Origin of the sequence: Ktedonobacter sp. SOSP1-85, from assembly GCF_016587415.1 — a bacterium.
Taxonomy (GTDB): Bacteria; Chloroflexota; Ktedonobacteria; order Ktedonobacterales; family Ktedonobacteraceae; genus Ktedonobacter.
Genome location: NZ_BNJI01000003.1, coordinates 815,321 through 829,888 on the forward strand (window position 1 = coordinate 815,321; position 14,568 = coordinate 829,888).

Sequence of the window (14,568 nt, forward strand, 5' to 3'; positions counted from 1 at the left end):
GGAAATGCTGCTTCGCTCGGAGTCCATGCCAGCATGGACCCTACATTTGTTATTGTCCTTTCAGCGTTATTCAGATACTATCTGAGCCGCTGGTTCCAGTGCTGCATCCTTTACTTGTGGCCTCTGCTTCTGGACCCGAATAAAACCGACTGCGAGAAAGGCCACGAGAAAAGCCACGAGTGCTAGCCAGAAGGCGTCATGTAAGGCAAGATTCAAACCTTGTTGCTTGATGAGTGCCAGCGTGGCATGTGATGTTAACCCTACCTGGTGAGCCAGGTCACTGGTATAGACAGTAGCGCGGCTCTGAACGACCGTTGCTAGTATAGCGATACCCAGAGAGGTAAAGACAAAGCGGATAACTGTATTGAGCGACGAAGCCTGTGCGTATTGCGACTGAGGCACCTTTGCAAGGGCTGAGACCGTCAGAGGTTGAAGCAAGCAACCCAATCCAAGCCCCCGCAGAGCAAGGATCAGGAGGAACCAGGTATACGAGGTCGTGGGTGTGATCAGTGCCAGTTGCCAGGTAGAGAGGCCCATGAATACCAGCCCTGGAAAGAGCACTACGCGAGGACCAAAACGATCAACAATGCGTCCACCAATAATTGCCGCTAGCACGGCAGTAAAAGGCAGGGGAAGCGTTAATAGACCCGATTGAAAGGCATCGAGGCCTCGGAGTTCCTGAGTATAGATGGGAAAAAGAATTAAGCTGCCGAAAAAACCAAAGGAGATCAGCGCATTAGCAATATTGCTGCTCAGAAATGGCCCATTAGCAAAGAGGCGCACATCGACAAGTGGCTGCTTTCCTCGCCTGCTTGTATTCAGTTCAATGAATACAAAGAGCAGCAATGCGCAGAGGCCTCCTATAAGCGTCAGGATGATGTATGGTGAGCTCCAGCCAGAAATGGTCGCGTTAGAAATCGCATAGAGTATAGCCGTGAGGCCTATGGCTGCGAACACGAATCCTGGCAGATCAAAGTACACACGGCTGGCAGATGTATGCTCACGTAACAGGAGAAGCGCCATAACGATCGCGATAATGCCAACTGGCACATTGATGTAAAAGATCAACGGCCAATCAGCATAGGTCACGATATAACCACCAAAGGTCGGGCCAATAGCGGGAGCCATCAAAGCAGAGACACTCAGGATGCCAGTTGCCAGGCCACGTTGCTGAGGCGGGAATTCAGTGAACAACAAAGTAATCGCCAGGGGAAAGAGGGTCGCACCACCAATGGCCTGGACGACGCGAAAGAGAATGAGCGATGGCAAATTCCATGCAATACCGCAGAGCGCGGACCCCAGCGTGAAAAAGGCCAGCGCAATCACATAGAAGCGCTTTGTTCCCAGCCGATTCGCAAAGAAGGCAGTTGTCGGTGTGACGACTCCTTGCGTAAGTGTATAGGCCGTAATCACCCACTGCAAGCTATTAAAATCGACGCCAAAGGCAGTCTGTAAGCGAGGCAAGGCATTGTTCACCACGGTCTGGTCAAGAATACTCATAAATGAACCAAAGATCACAACTATAACAACGAGCCATTTATAAGGTATTCCACCTTCTCTACGGTTTGTACCAGTGATAAACTGCATAATATCTCCTTGTAAGGATAAAATCCATCAACACGCATATATAAAATGGCAAATCGCCACTTAAATTAGTTAGTACTAACTAATTTAAGTGGCTAAAAAAAGCTAGCGTTCACGACTTTGCAGACCACGCAGCCAGATACGGCCCATCTCTTCCTGGACATGGGAAACCTCGCGCGGGAGATTGAGCATCAAGCTATACCGGAGCGAGAGAATGATGCTCATATACCCCCCAGTTGCGGCATCCAGGCTAATCGTAGGATCCAAATGACCTTCAGCGCGAGCTTGCTCAATAAGTTGGCGAATAAGTCTGAAGACCTTCTGGTTGTGCGTGCTAACACAACGAGCGATATCAGGATCATGAGCTTCAATAACCGCCTGAAAAAGGATGCGTTGAATCTCGGGATCGGCTTTAAGAGCTGCATAATAATCATCGATAATATGCTCAAGCGCATCTAGAATATTTTTCTCTGCTCTACGTGAGAAGCGCTCTTGTAACAAGACAAGGAATTGAGCAGCATACTCACTGAGCACAGCCATGAAGAGGCCCTTCTTACTCCCAAAATGCTTGTAGAGCATTGGCTCCGTTACTTCGCTCTCCCGCGCCAGCTCTCCTGTACTTGCCTCAGCATAGGTGGAACGGGCAAAGACATGCTTCGCACACTGCAAAATCAATGCGCGTCGTTCCTCGCCTCGTAATCGCGTACGTTTGGCTGGTTGCGGTTGCTGCTCACTCGACATACGATTGCTTTCCTCGCATAATTTAGTTATCGCACGCTAACTTACAAAAGTAAGTATACCTGGTAAAAGACGTTCGTGTCAAATCTGTAACTTCTATTTGCCTTAAAGCGTGGAAAGGGAGACATTCTTAAATGCGAGGCCGATGCTTTAAGCAAATAAAAAGAAAAGCTGCATGATAAAGGAGTGTAATGTCTATGAATTTTACGAATCAGCAACAATATGCGAACGCCTGGCAGCAAGGAAACTATAACCAGATCCCCCACCAGGAAGCCTGGCAGAACTATAATCAGTTTGCCCAGCAGGCCTCGCCACAGGAGCTAGAGCAGGCCCATGAGCAGGTCTATGCGCAGATGCCACCTGATCAGCGCGGTGGACTCTTGCAGAATTTGCTTGGTGGATTGACACAACGGGGATTCTCCCCTCAGCAGGCGGGAGTACAAAATACAGATCCCTATTCGATGTCGCCTGCAGAGGCCGCGCGCGTGACCAGTTATACTCAGCAGAAAGATCCCGACCTGCTGAAGCAAATCTTTGGTCCCGGTGGCGCGCTCAGTAGCCCCCTCGCAAAGATCGCCGTAGCAGGCGTGGCGGCCTATGCGGCCAATCGCTTCCTGGGCGGACAGGGCAATCCGCTGGGTGGCGCATTCGGTGGCAACAATAACAATAACAATAACAATCATGGCGGCTTACTCTAAAGGAATGCTGTTTGTGGGCGAGGGAGGTGTTGCATACCTCCCTCGCCCATTTTATTTCTCCCTTGATACCACCTTTCTACCACTCTGCTATAGCGCCATCTACAGTATGCTAGACGGAGTTATGCCAGGTATGACCACGGGTCGCAGCCTTCCTGACTGCATCTTTATCGATAGATATGCCCAGGCCAGGACCAGAGGGGACCACGATATATCCATCCCGAAAAATAGCATCCAATACCCTCTCTTATGCTTAGTAACTGTCGATTATTGTATATGTAACATATGTGTAGGCGTACTACATGTTACGTTGTACCTAAACATGGTCATAGCGAAACTTTTTGGCCTCCAGACTTCGTGCTCTAAGCGAGACATAGTTGTGCGCGTGTGTAGTAGAAGGGAGCAAAGTGTGAGAGAACCCACCACCGATCAACAACGGGATGCGCTCCTGAACACACTGAAAGATGCCATATTTATCGTAGAGGATAATGGGCTGTGTCATATGAACCGAGAGGCTTATCATTTACTCTCCCTGCCAGAAGGCCTTCCCCTTGAGCAAGCATGGCAAATGGGCCCGCTCTTTGAAATCTATGACGAGCGAGGACGTCTCTTACCTGATACACGCTGGCCGCAAAGCCATGTCTTTCGTGGCGAAGTGTTGACGGGACCCAAAGCAATGGATGTGTTTATCCGCACTTTTGATAAAAAAACTCATTTTGTGCATGTGCTGGGGACTCCCCTCTACCATGATGATGACACGATTCGCTCTGTGCTCTTAATCTGTCGTGAACTCCCTCTGGGCTAGAAGATCGCTTCTGCCACCTTGTACCTCCTACCTTGAGACATTACATCAAAGCCTCCAAAACTACCATATGCTTGAGCACAGCCCTGTTTCACGATGCCTCGAACGTGGTCTCTGGCATTCCTTTGAGGCGATCCGCGAGAGCAGTATAGCGCTTACGGTCCAGAATACGGTTGACGGCCATGCCAATCGCCTTTGTAGGGCCAACGAGAATAGCACGCCTCTGTGCGCGTGTCAGGCCGGTGTAGAGCAGGTTACGACTTAAGAGCATATAGTGCTGCGTAAAGAGGGGCAGGATAACGACAGGATATTCGCTGCCCTGCGATTTATGAATGGTTATGGCCCAGGCCAGGGAGAGCTCACCCAGGTCGGCATAGTCATAATGCACCTCACGCTCGGCAAACTGCACAACCAGTTCTTGCTCCTCCACATCAATGGCCTTAATCGTGCCCAGGTCGCCATTAAAGACCTCGCGCTGGTAGTCATTGACCTGCTGGATGACGCGATCTCCCACGCGCAAACAACCACTACCACGCGCCAGCTCCGCAACTCCGTGCCGACGCGGGTTGAGTAGTTCCTGCAAAAGGGCGTTGAGCTGGCGGGTACCGACATCGCCCCGTGTAGAGGGTGAGAGGATCTGGACCTCGCGTACTGGGTCAATTCCGTGCGCGGGCAGGTACTGCTGCACCAGGTGCGCAATGCCTTCCGCTCCCAATTCAGGCTCCGCCGCCTCCAGCCATAAGCAGTCCGAAGCGCTAAACCTGGTTGTGGGAGTGAGTTGAGGAAACTGTCCTGCGTTGATACGATGCGCGTTCATAATAATATGGCTCTCCGCCGCCTGGCGGAAGACCGAGGTCAGACGCACCACTGGCACCTGGCGCGAGGCAATCATATCGAAGAGCACCATACCTGGCCCCACGCTTGGTAACTGGTCACTGTCCCCTACCAACAAAATCTGAGCATGAGGCGGCAGGGCCTTGAAAAGCGAGTGCGCGAGGAAGAGGTCCAGCATCGAAACCTCGTCCACGACCAGGACATCTACCACCAGGGGATTCTCCTCATTATGGCGAAAGCCCATCGTCTTAGGATCAAACGCGAGCAGGCGATGCACAGTCTTGGCCTCATGCCCACTGACCTCCGCGAGACGCTGGGCCGCGCGTCCCGTGGGGCTGCCAGCAGCAGCGACTTGCCCATAGCCTTCCACAGGGCCACAATGGTGCGCGTGGTAAACGTCTTGCCACAGCCAGGTCCGCCAGTCAGGACGAGCAGGCGTGAGGAGGCGGCCAGTTCCACCGCATGACGCTGCTCCTCTGAAAGCTCGATGCCTTTCTTCTGTGTATACCCCTCGATCCAGCGCTGGACACGTGCCTGGTCCACCTCCACTGGATGACGCACAAACGTGGAGAGACGCCGCGCCAATGCCGCCTCAGTATGGTAAAAGGCTGGTGAGTAGTAGATACGCTCCTGCGCCAGGTCCTCATAGCCCGCCTGGGCGATAAGCTCCTGCGCCTCCACCATCTGTCCAAGCAGGGCGAGGATGCGCTCGGCGACAACGGGAAACTCGGGCAGAGCCAGTTGTTCTACACTACGCTCGACAAGGACTGTTTCTGGCAGAAAACAATGCCCCTCGTCCGAGGCCTGGCCGAGAATATGCAGGATTCCCGCCTGGTAACGAAAATCCGCGTCAGGCGCGATCCCCAGGTTGCGCGCGATGGTATCGGCAGTAATAAAACCAATGCCATAAATATCGGTGGCGAGTTGATAGGGATTCCTGGAAACGATCTCGATGGCCTCATCGCCATACTGCTTATAGATTTTCACGGCATAGGTAGGGGAGACGCCGTGTCCCTGGAGGAAGATCATGACCTCTTTAATGGCTTTTTGTGCCGCCCAGGCGCTGGCGATCTTCTGCGCGCGCGAGGTCCCAATCCCAGGCACCTCCACCAGGCGCGCTGGCGTTTGCTCAATAATCTCCAATGTATCAAGCTGAAAGTAGGCCACAATGCGTTTCGCCGTCACGGGTCCAATCCCTTTGATGAGTCCGCTCCCCAGGTATTTTTCAATGCCGGTCAGGGTGGCGGGCTTCGTCTCCTGGGCGGAGAGCGCCTGAAATTGCTCGCCATACTTGGGGTGCTCGCGCCAGAAGCCGGTGAGGCGCAGGCTCTGCCCGGCGGCTATCGCGGGAAAGCGGCCAACGACCGTCACCAGGTCACGCCGTCCAGGGACCTGAAAGCGCGCGACGGTATAGCCTGAGTCTTCCGCGTGGTACGTCACACGCTCGACAGTTCCCTGGATGTACTCGCGTTTGGGTTGGGGGGATTGGTTGTTATGCGATTCTAGCTGTTCGGAATTGAAGGATGGCATGCCACTTTTGCTTTCTTTTGCACCAAAGAGTGATACAAACAGTATACCATGAACGCATTTATACGTTCAGTCCTGGTCCTGCCTTAAGTTAATATGAGGGGTTTCCGACACCTTATCGTGTTTTTTGCTTAATGCTCTTCCGGCAAGACAGTGATTTACCAACCGGTAAACATCCAATCTGCAACACGTACCAGTTCATCATCAGCATTCAATAGAAACCATTTGCCTTGTTTACCACCAAATTCAATACAATTTGGACAGATAAGCACCTTAAACTCTGTGCTATCTTGAGCGTGAACAGGCTTTTAAGGAATATTTGGAATATTGGCTGAATGCCCATCGTATGACGCTACATGCACACAAAAAGTTTTTCTCCCATGTAAAATTTGTCGCTCTCCCGAAAGGAGCGAGAGTATCTCTCTATTACCCCAAACTTTTCTCCTCTAAATTGTAGGGTCCAAGCTGGCTTGGACTCCTCTCGCTGTCACGAAGACAAGGCCATGCAAGCATGGCCCCTACAATTGCATTGAGCGACCGCACCACTACACATGGACATGAGCAGGAACCGCGCAAAGGTAGGGCAGATATTGTTCGCGCAGGCTGTATGGAAGGCGCCCCACAATCAGCGTCCCTTCTTCCTCATGCTGCTCATGCTCAATATGCCCCTTACGATGGAAGAGATCTACCAGTTCACCTTTACTATATGGCACAGTTGCGCATATAGGCACCATATTTACCGCCAGCACCAGGGACATCTTCTCGCATAACGTATCCAATCCTTGTCGATGTAAAGCCGAGGTAACTACCGCATCAGGGAAAAATGACGTATCAACCTGCGGTGTTTTACCTAGCAAGTCTACTTTATTCAAAGCTGTGATACGTGGTAAATGCTCGGCATGCAAATCTTTGAGTGTACGCAGCACCTCCTCATGCTGCTCATGCATATTAGGATGGCTGAAATCAACGACTTCTAGCAAGAGATCGGCATCCGTCACCTCTTCGAGCGTGGCGCGGAAAGCCGCGACCAGGTCTGTAGGCAATTTCTGGATGAAACCAACGGTATCAGTAAGCAAGGCCTCCTGGTTATTTGGCAACGTCAACTGGCGCGTCGTCGGATCGAGCGTCGCGAAGAGCTTATCCTCGACGAGCACATTCGCGGCGGTCAGAGCATTAAAAAGGGTTGATTTCCCCGCGTTGGTATAACCGATCACGGCCACTACTGGAAGCGCATGTGAAGCGCGATGCTGGCGGCTCACCTGGCGATGCTGGCGGACCACTTCTATTTCACGTTTGATCTCACTCATACGGCGTCGAATACGACGCCGATCTATCTCCAGCTTTGTTTCACCTGGACCACGCACACCTATCGCGCCCCCAACGTTCCGCCACCTACACGAGAGAAGTTGATAGCATGCTCACTCAGGCGCGGTAAGCGATAGGCCAGTTGTGCCAGCTCAACCTGGAGTAGACCCTCTCGTGTGCGCGCATGCTGCGCGAAGATATCCAGGATAAGCTCTGTTCGATCAATCACACGGGCATGCAATTGATCCTCCAGGTTATGCTGCTGAGCTGGACGAAGCTCATCGTCAACCACAACAACATCGAATACCAACTGCCCCTCTAAGGCCTTGAGTTCCTCAAGCTTGCCCTTTCCTATATAGGTCGCCGAATCAGGATGCTCCAATTTCTGCATCATCATACCCACAGGTTCGGCACCAGCCGTTTGCGCCAGCGTTGCCAGCTCTTGCAAAGAATCTTCAACACTCAAGAGCTGCTCTTCATTGCCTGTATCAACAGCTATAAGAAACGCACGCTCATTTCCTCCGCCTGTAGTTTGCTTATCTTCTCGTTGCGACATCTCTTCTTTCCCTCTCTGCCATCAAAGTTCTATGACAACACAAATCATAGAAATATCACGCCGAGGAGAAGAGAGGAGTTCCGTGAAGAGCCTGGTAGAGAGTATAGATGCGCCCTGGTAGTCTGTGGCTACCAGGGCGCATCTATACTCTCTATGAGCAGGCGCTACTCCCAGACTCTGGTCTCGTTGACCTGCTCCTTCGCCCGGAAAGCTTTCTCCAGGTCAATATTAAAGGTATTTGCCAGATCCAATATATAGCTCAGGACATCGGCGAACTCCTCTTCCAGTTCGATATCGCGCTGCTTTGCCTTCTCTTCGTACAACCCCGCCACCTTGCGCATGGCCTTAGCAAGTTCACCAACTTCCTCGATAAACAACACAAACTTCTCCGATGGACTATCCTTTGTCCAGCCACGCTCCTGGCAGACAGCGGCAACGTAGTTTTGCAGATCACTCAATGTAGGCTTTTCGGGCAATTGTGCCATAAAATCACTCTCCGTAAAAATAGTTTACATCGCTGTATGGAAACGTACCAATATCATTTCCTGGTGTCGCGCTTCTCTCTTTCTCCTCGTATTATAGCGGATCAGATCCCTCCTGATTGTCCACGATGAGCTCATCCTCCTCCGCTGGTAAGGCCAGGGTGACTTGCACCTCCTGGCCTGTTGGGGAGCCAATGGTGAGCGTCCCATCATGGGCGGCGGCAATCTTGCTTGCCAGGTAGAGTCCCAAACCCAATCCGGCCGACTGCGAGCCTGCCACGAAGGGATGAAAAAGCGTCGCCTGCAAATCAGCAGGGAGACCTGGTCCTTGGTTGCAGACCGTCAAGACTACCCACGGTCCACCCATCCGTCGCTCGATGTGCATCTCCACGGTGATTGGGGTCTGTTTCGGCGCGTATTTCACCGCATTGGCGAGCACATTCTCAAGCAGTTGACGCAGTCGATCCGAGTCGGCAGGAAGGATGACCTTCGCAGGCGCGTGGATATGGATCGGTGTTTCTGGCGAGTCGAAAGCACGAACCACTTCCTTTATCAGAGCCACGAGATCCATCGAGCATGCAGTGATGGCAAATATCCCTTGATTGAGCCGTGCTACATCGAGCAGATCGGAAATCACCCGCTCAAGGAGGCCCAGGGTGTGGTTCACGGCACTGACGTCACGAAGATCCTGCTCGCGCTCCTCTCGCTGCGCCCGTCGTTGCAGTAGCTCAATGCGCCCTTTGAGGGGCGTGAGATAATTGCGTAAGTCGTGAGCCATGATCGTGAGCAACTCCTCAGCCGCCAGGCGTCGGCCTTGCTCCACAGCCTCATGTTTCAACCGTTCGGTGAGTTCGGCTCGATGGATCACAATGCCGATCCAGCGGGCGATGGCTTCCAGAAAGCGCAGGTCCTGCTCTGAGAAGAACTCGGGACGACTGGATACCACTAACAACACACCCCGGCGAAGCGTCTCCACCTCAAAGACCGTCGCCATCTGCGACTTCACGCCGAGCCCGGTCTTCAACCCCACGAGTTCCTCAGGGTCCTGGTCGGTATGATGGGCGATAAAAGGGGTGCCAGTAAGAAAGACCTCGACGGTGCGTCCCCCATTGGCCAAGGGCAAGCGGTCCATTCCGATGGACCGCTGTTTCCTCCCCATCGGGGTATCGCTGGTCCCAAAAGCTACAAGCGTCTCGTTGGTCGGATCATGGAAGAAAATATCCACCTTATCAGCAGAGAGGACTTCTGCAATGAGGGATGTTGCTTGATTGAGGGTCACTTTGACGTTGGTCGCTGGCAGTTCCAGCAGTCCTTCAAGAGCGGCCAACTGCTGTTCCTGACGCTGATTTGTCTCTTCTTTGTCAAAAGAAGATTTCACTTCTGTATCCCTTTCTCCTCCTCTACAGGGTAATGTTCATTCTCTCCATGCGACAACTTTCGCAGACAACCGAGTGCAGAGAACGTGAGCGGCAAATGAAAAGAGAAGCACGCGAAGGGAGCCCAAGCCTACACGTGTATGGGCATCCATATTCGTCCCTTGTTCTCCTTAAAGCTCGTTCCTTTTAAAGCACGTTCCTTCATCGACAACAGTTGCAGGAACACGTCCTCTCTTCCTCTTTGCAGTTGAGATATCCACTGCTGTAAGCTTCCCCCAATTTGGTGGTTCTTACTTCTGGGCGATTTTATCTGCTGGCACCGTCTAATCGAGAATAATAGCGCCGCTTACCGCATCAACATGGATCTTGACGGCTGTTAGCGGCAGCTGGGCAGGTCCCTGTATGGCTGCGGCCTGGTGAGCTGGATCAAACTGCGCCCCATGACATGGACAAACCAGCAGTTTGCTGCCCGGATCGTAACTTACCTCACAACCTGCATGCGTACAGGTCGCATCGAAGGCCACAAATTGCTCCTCTGACAGGTGAATGAGCACACCAGGATCACCAGTGCTTGGGATCGTAAAATTCACGGCGCTATTGACAGACACCGCCTTGACCTGGGCTATGGACGTACCAGAAGCAGCTTTTCCCGCGCTAGCAGTTCCACCGCTACTCGTAGCACCACTCGCGGTCGTTGTGTCTGGTCTACCAAAAACATGCAGCACCGAACCCAGAAACGCCAGGCCAACCATACTTACGCCCCCCACAGCCAGGCCCTGCAGAAAGGTTCGCCGCTTCTCACGCTGCTGCTGCGATGCCGAAAAACGCCGCTGTGATCCTCTGCTAAATGCCTCTGGCTCTGCCACACGCCAGGTATTCATGCCAAGGATCAGGACACCCAGGGTACGCACAATCAGACCTCGCCTGATTGCGCCTTGAGGGAAAAACACACGCTGCAGCCAACCGTCGAGAGTGGGGAGTCCAGTGCCAACAGGTCCCACAAGAAAAAGTGTCAGCCAGCTCCAGGCAAAGACGATGTCCGCCCCATAAAAGTAGGGATAGACATGCCAGCTTGCCGTTAATAAGAACAGAATACTCAAGACTATTCCGAAGAAAGACGCAGGACGGAAGAATAATCCCACCAGCGTACCCAGGCCAATGGCCAGCTCGCCTAAAGCGACCGCCCAGCCAAATAATACGGCATGCGAAACCGCCACTTTGACCAGGAGAAAATGCAACGGCGAGCCCTGCGCAAAACCGATAATTTGATTACCAATATAACCCGGCGTCCCCTTGTGAAAAAACTGGGGATCCGTGAGCTTTTGCACACCAGCATACACAAAGGTCGCCCCCAGAAACAAACGTTGAGGGAAAAGCATCCACCCACGAATGGGTGAAGGCTTATCACCTGACGGCGCAGGGGAATCGGACCGGCTGGTAGACATATGAAGCGTAGATTTATCAGCTATAGATGATGATGTATGTGGCGATTTCATCAAACAGACTCCGATCAGTTAAGACATGAGGATCTTATGAGAGAGTAAACAACAGTTCCGCAAGCTGAGCTTTTTTGCCCTGTTTAAAAGGGACTACAATTATCCCTAACTATATGAGCCAAAAATGAGAATACTATGAGAATATCCTCATAGGGAAGCCATATAGCCCTCTTTGATTGCTTCCTTTCAGGCCTTCTCGCCACTACAATGCTTCGCAGGGGTATAGTATGAGGGGTGGTGTGTGCTGGCAGCCTGCGGCTGCCAGCACACACCACCCCTCATACCAGGACGAGCGCCACAAGCGCGAGGAGTCAAGTACAGAAGTTACACATCGGGTTAAATGACTTCTAGAGCGTCGCTTTCAGGTAGAGTGGGATGAGGCACATGCGGCTCCGTTTGATACCAGTAGGCCACTGAGGCAATATCATCCTGTAGCGGCAAGTAACGCCCGCCACGACGCCAGCTTAAGCCCTGAATAGTTACACGCAGATCCTCTTCAAAGCGAATGGGGTCCATAATATGCCAGCGGTACATGCCAAAGCGCTGCTGACTACGATAGACACCATCTGGCTGTATGACCTGGGGCAGGCCCTGAAAAGGCGTAGAATACGTGCCATACTCCGTTGAGCGCGCGTCTACTTTCGATTCCAAAAAGCTGCGCCCCAGTGTCTCTCCATCGAAGACCACATAGTCATTTCTGGGGCGCAGGAAACACCAGGCCCCACCAAAGTAGTCTTCCGTTCCTGTTCCACAGATAGTAGGAAAATCCTTATCGCCATCCAGGTAGAATTTCATCTCTCCTTCACCCCACCAGCCAGCATTATTGCTCTGCCAGGCAATATAGGTACCAACATAGTGACCCATTCCCCGAACGTTGTCCAGCAACGTATGCACTTCCTTATAGGGTAGAGGATTGCTTCTCCGCCATTGCGCATGAAAATAGGCTGCATCCTCGGGAACCTCAGTCAGGGTATAAGTGATCTGGTAGTAGAGGACGACCTCCCTTTCACTCAGGTTCTCAAGCGTAATCCGCGCTGACGCACGGAAAGGCATCTCCCAGTAGGAGTTCATACCCCCCGAAGAGTTTACCGCGAGAGGTAGCGAGTTAATCTGGCAAGGTTCACACCAACCACTGGCAAAGAAGTCGCCATAAGGAGTCTCGATAGAGGGATTCTCCTCGCCATCCCAATAAGCGCGCAAGACCAGGCTACGCCAGTTCCCCGGAAAGGTTGTCATCCACATATGCTGGATGGCTCCTGGCCCCTCAATCTCAGCCAGCGTTACGCTGCTCCGTGGCGGGATAGCAATTGAGGGTGAGACCTTCCATCCCTGACCCAGATCACGCGCGCTGGCAGCTCCCGTTCCCTCGGTCGCCATTCCCCCCTTGCCCTTCTCTCCAGTGAAGTTCTCAGCGCTGATTGAGCGCGTTTTGGCTTTGGAGAGCCGGGAAAGATTGCCTAGCCCCATACCAAGCCCATTAAACTGAATATGATCTGTCATATCTCTACTTCCTTCCTTTGATGTGTCTACAGACAAGTATCGCATGCTCACATACAACGATACAAATAAACCATAGACACTAACATATACAAGGCCAGAGTCCTTTTAATGTCTCGGCTCACTACCCTGAGCACCGCAGATGCTACAGCCAAACAGGCTTGACGCAACGATCCTTCGGGTGTACAATATTATTAGTAAGTAACAAACAAATAGTTAGCAGAAGAAGGAAATGCTACTCACCTGGCTGCATGCTGCTAACAGATTCTGGACTATGCGCGTTTCCGCTACGCATCGCCCCATAAGGAGCTCTGATGGAACTAGGTTTCTATACATTCGCCGATATTGCGTCGACCTCCCAAACAGAGGAGAAGATAAGCCCGGCACAACGCTTACGCAACCTTATTGAGGAGATTGAGCTGGCCGACCAGGTCGGACTCGACGTATTCGGAGTTGGCGAGCACCACCGCCCTGAATACGCTGTCTCGACGCCCGCGGTCGTGCTGGCTGCCGCCGCTGAGCGCACAAAGAAGATTCGCCTGACGAGCGCAGTCACGGTCTTGAGTTCAGATGACCCCGTTCGCGTATTCCAGAGCTTTGCGACGCTCGATCTGCTCTCAGGTGGGCGCGCGGAGATCATGGCTGGTCGCGGCTCTTTCATTGAATCGTTCCCGCTCTTCGGCTATGACCTCGATGACTACGAGGAGCTCTTTGCTGAGAAGCTTGATCTCCTGCTCCGCCTCCGCCAGGAAGAGTATGTCACCTGGTCTGGAAAGCATCGTCCCGCCCTGGATGGACTCGGCGTCTACCCACGCCCTCTGCAAGAGCCTCTGCCGATCTGGGTCGCCGTTGGCGGCACTCCTGCCTCAGTGGTACGCGCGGGAACTCTTGGTCTGCCTCTGGCGCTGGCAATCATCGGAGGAGAACCAGCACGTTTCGCACCACTCATCAAGCTCTACCGTGATGCAGCCCAGCGCGCTGGACACGACGCAAGCACCTTACCTGTAGGCATCAACTCGCATGGCTATATCGCCGATACTTCGCAGGCGGCGAGAGATGAGCACTCCCAATACTATATCGCCATGATGAACAAGCTGGCAGTGGAGCGCCGCTGGCCCAGGATGGGTCGGAGGGAATACGACTCGGCCTGCTCGCCGCGAGGCGCTCTGGTAGTTGGCAGCCCAGAGGAAGTCATCGACAAGATCCTCGCACAGCATGCGATCTTTGGACACCATCGCTTCCTTATGCAGGCGAGCGTTGGCGCGATGCCCCATCGCCAGATCCTGCATGCCATCGAGCTCTTCGGCACCAAAGTCGCCCCTGTCATCCGGCGCGAGACTGGCTCTCCCTCCACCCCGACCTTGCCCCTGGTCGATACCCGTCCATAAGCTATCAATACATAGGGAGTGTGGGCGCGTATGGCGAGCATCCACCATACGCGCCCACACTCCCTATGTATTTGAGCGCCGCAGACGCGAAACGTTAAGCAACAGACCAACCTTCTTTATTCATAAATGGAAATATACTATTCGTGGTGATAAAATACATTTATTCGGTTACTCTCCCATAAACGCAATAGCAAAATGGATGTGTTTTCTTTCTATATACGAAACACATTACTCTTTTTATGGAGGTAGTGCGCCAGAACAAAATAGCAGTAAAACCATGTTATTTTG

12 protein-coding genes and 1 pseudogene are annotated in these 14,568 nt (G+C 52.6%); 3 read left to right on the plus strand and 10 right to left on the minus strand.

The window, feature by feature from the left end; all coding sequences use genetic code 11:
- Positions 1 to 66 precede the first annotated feature (66 nt).
- The gene (locus KTE_RS41730) at positions 67 to 1,587 is read right to left on the minus strand and encodes an MDR family MFS transporter (protein ID WP_201392597.1); all 1,521 of its coding nucleotides are present in this window, start codon (positions 1,585 to 1,587) and stop codon (positions 67 to 69) included.
- A 102-nt stretch (positions 1,588 to 1,689) separates the two neighbouring features.
- Positions 1,690 to 2,325, minus strand: a complete 636-nt coding sequence (locus tag KTE_RS41735; protein WP_201392599.1) for a TetR/AcrR family transcriptional regulator — start codon at positions 2,323 to 2,325, stop codon at positions 1,690 to 1,692.
- Positions 2,326 to 2,519: 194 nt separating this feature from the next.
- Between KTE_RS41735 and KTE_RS41740 the strand changes: the two genes are divergently transcribed.
- A complete protein-coding gene (locus KTE_RS41740; protein ID WP_201392601.1) occupies positions 2,520 to 3,020 on the plus strand; it encodes a hypothetical protein in 501 nt (166 codons plus the stop codon).
- Positions 3,021 to 3,129: 109 nt separating this feature from the next.
- On the opposite strand, the gene KTE_RS49160 is transcribed toward KTE_RS41740, so the two are convergent.
- Positions 3,130 to 3,255, minus strand: coding sequence for a hypothetical protein (locus tag KTE_RS49160; protein ID WP_255553068.1), 126 nt, complete (start codon positions 3,253 to 3,255; stop codon positions 3,130 to 3,132).
- 171 nt (positions 3,256 to 3,426) lie between these two features.
- Between KTE_RS49160 and KTE_RS41745 the strand changes: the two genes are divergently transcribed.
- Positions 3,427 to 3,822: a hypothetical protein gene (locus KTE_RS41745; RefSeq protein ID WP_201392603.1), complete on the plus strand. Its 396-nt coding sequence runs from the start codon at positions 3,427 to 3,429 to the stop codon at positions 3,820 to 3,822.
- Between the two features lie 88 nt (positions 3,823 to 3,910).
- Here KTE_RS41745 and KTE_RS50300 read toward each other — a convergent pair.
- The 7 genes and pseudogenes from KTE_RS50300 to KTE_RS41775 all read right to left on the minus strand — a co-directional run bounded on the left by KTE_RS50300 (position 3,911) and on the right by KTE_RS41775 (position 12,895).
- Positions 3,911 to 6,183 (minus strand): annotated as a pseudogene (locus tag KTE_RS50300) (ATP-dependent RecD-like DNA helicase).
- 542 nt (positions 6,184 to 6,725) lie between these two features.
- Positions 6,726 to 7,544: a GTPase HflX gene (hflX, locus tag KTE_RS48480; protein WP_236600971.1), complete on the minus strand. Its 819-nt coding sequence runs from the start codon at positions 7,542 to 7,544 to the stop codon at positions 6,726 to 6,728.
- Positions 7,545 to 7,546: 2 nt separating this feature from the next.
- Complete coding sequence (locus KTE_RS48485) at positions 7,547 to 8,041, minus strand: hypothetical protein (RefSeq protein WP_236600972.1); 495 nt, start codon at positions 8,039 to 8,041, stop codon at positions 7,547 to 7,549.
- 164 nt (positions 8,042 to 8,205) lie between these two features.
- Positions 8,206 to 8,526 (minus strand): MazG nucleotide pyrophosphohydrolase domain-containing protein, encoded by a 321-nt coding sequence (locus tag KTE_RS41760; protein WP_201392605.1) that lies wholly within the window; start codon positions 8,524 to 8,526, stop codon positions 8,206 to 8,208.
- A gap of 91 nt (positions 8,527 to 8,617) precedes the next feature.
- A complete protein-coding gene (locus KTE_RS41765; RefSeq protein WP_201392607.1) occupies positions 8,618 to 9,901 on the minus strand; it encodes a HAMP domain-containing sensor histidine kinase in 1,284 nt (427 codons plus the stop codon).
- Between the two features lie 321 nt (positions 9,902 to 10,222).
- Positions 10,223 to 11,344, minus strand: a complete 1,122-nt coding sequence (locus KTE_RS41770; RefSeq protein WP_201392616.1) for a Rieske 2Fe-2S domain-containing protein — start codon at positions 11,342 to 11,344, stop codon at positions 10,223 to 10,225.
- 387 nt (positions 11,345 to 11,731) lie between these two features.
- A complete protein-coding gene (locus KTE_RS41775; RefSeq protein ID WP_201392619.1) occupies positions 11,732 to 12,895 on the minus strand; it encodes a glycoside hydrolase family 172 protein in 1,164 nt (387 codons plus the stop codon).
- Between the two features lie 311 nt (positions 12,896 to 13,206).
- Between KTE_RS41775 and KTE_RS41780 the strand changes: the two genes are divergently transcribed.
- Positions 13,207 to 14,280: an LLM class flavin-dependent oxidoreductase gene (locus KTE_RS41780; protein ID WP_201392621.1), complete on the plus strand. Its 1,074-nt coding sequence runs from the start codon at positions 13,207 to 13,209 to the stop codon at positions 14,278 to 14,280.
- The last annotated feature ends 288 nt before the right edge of the window (positions 14,281 to 14,568 follow it).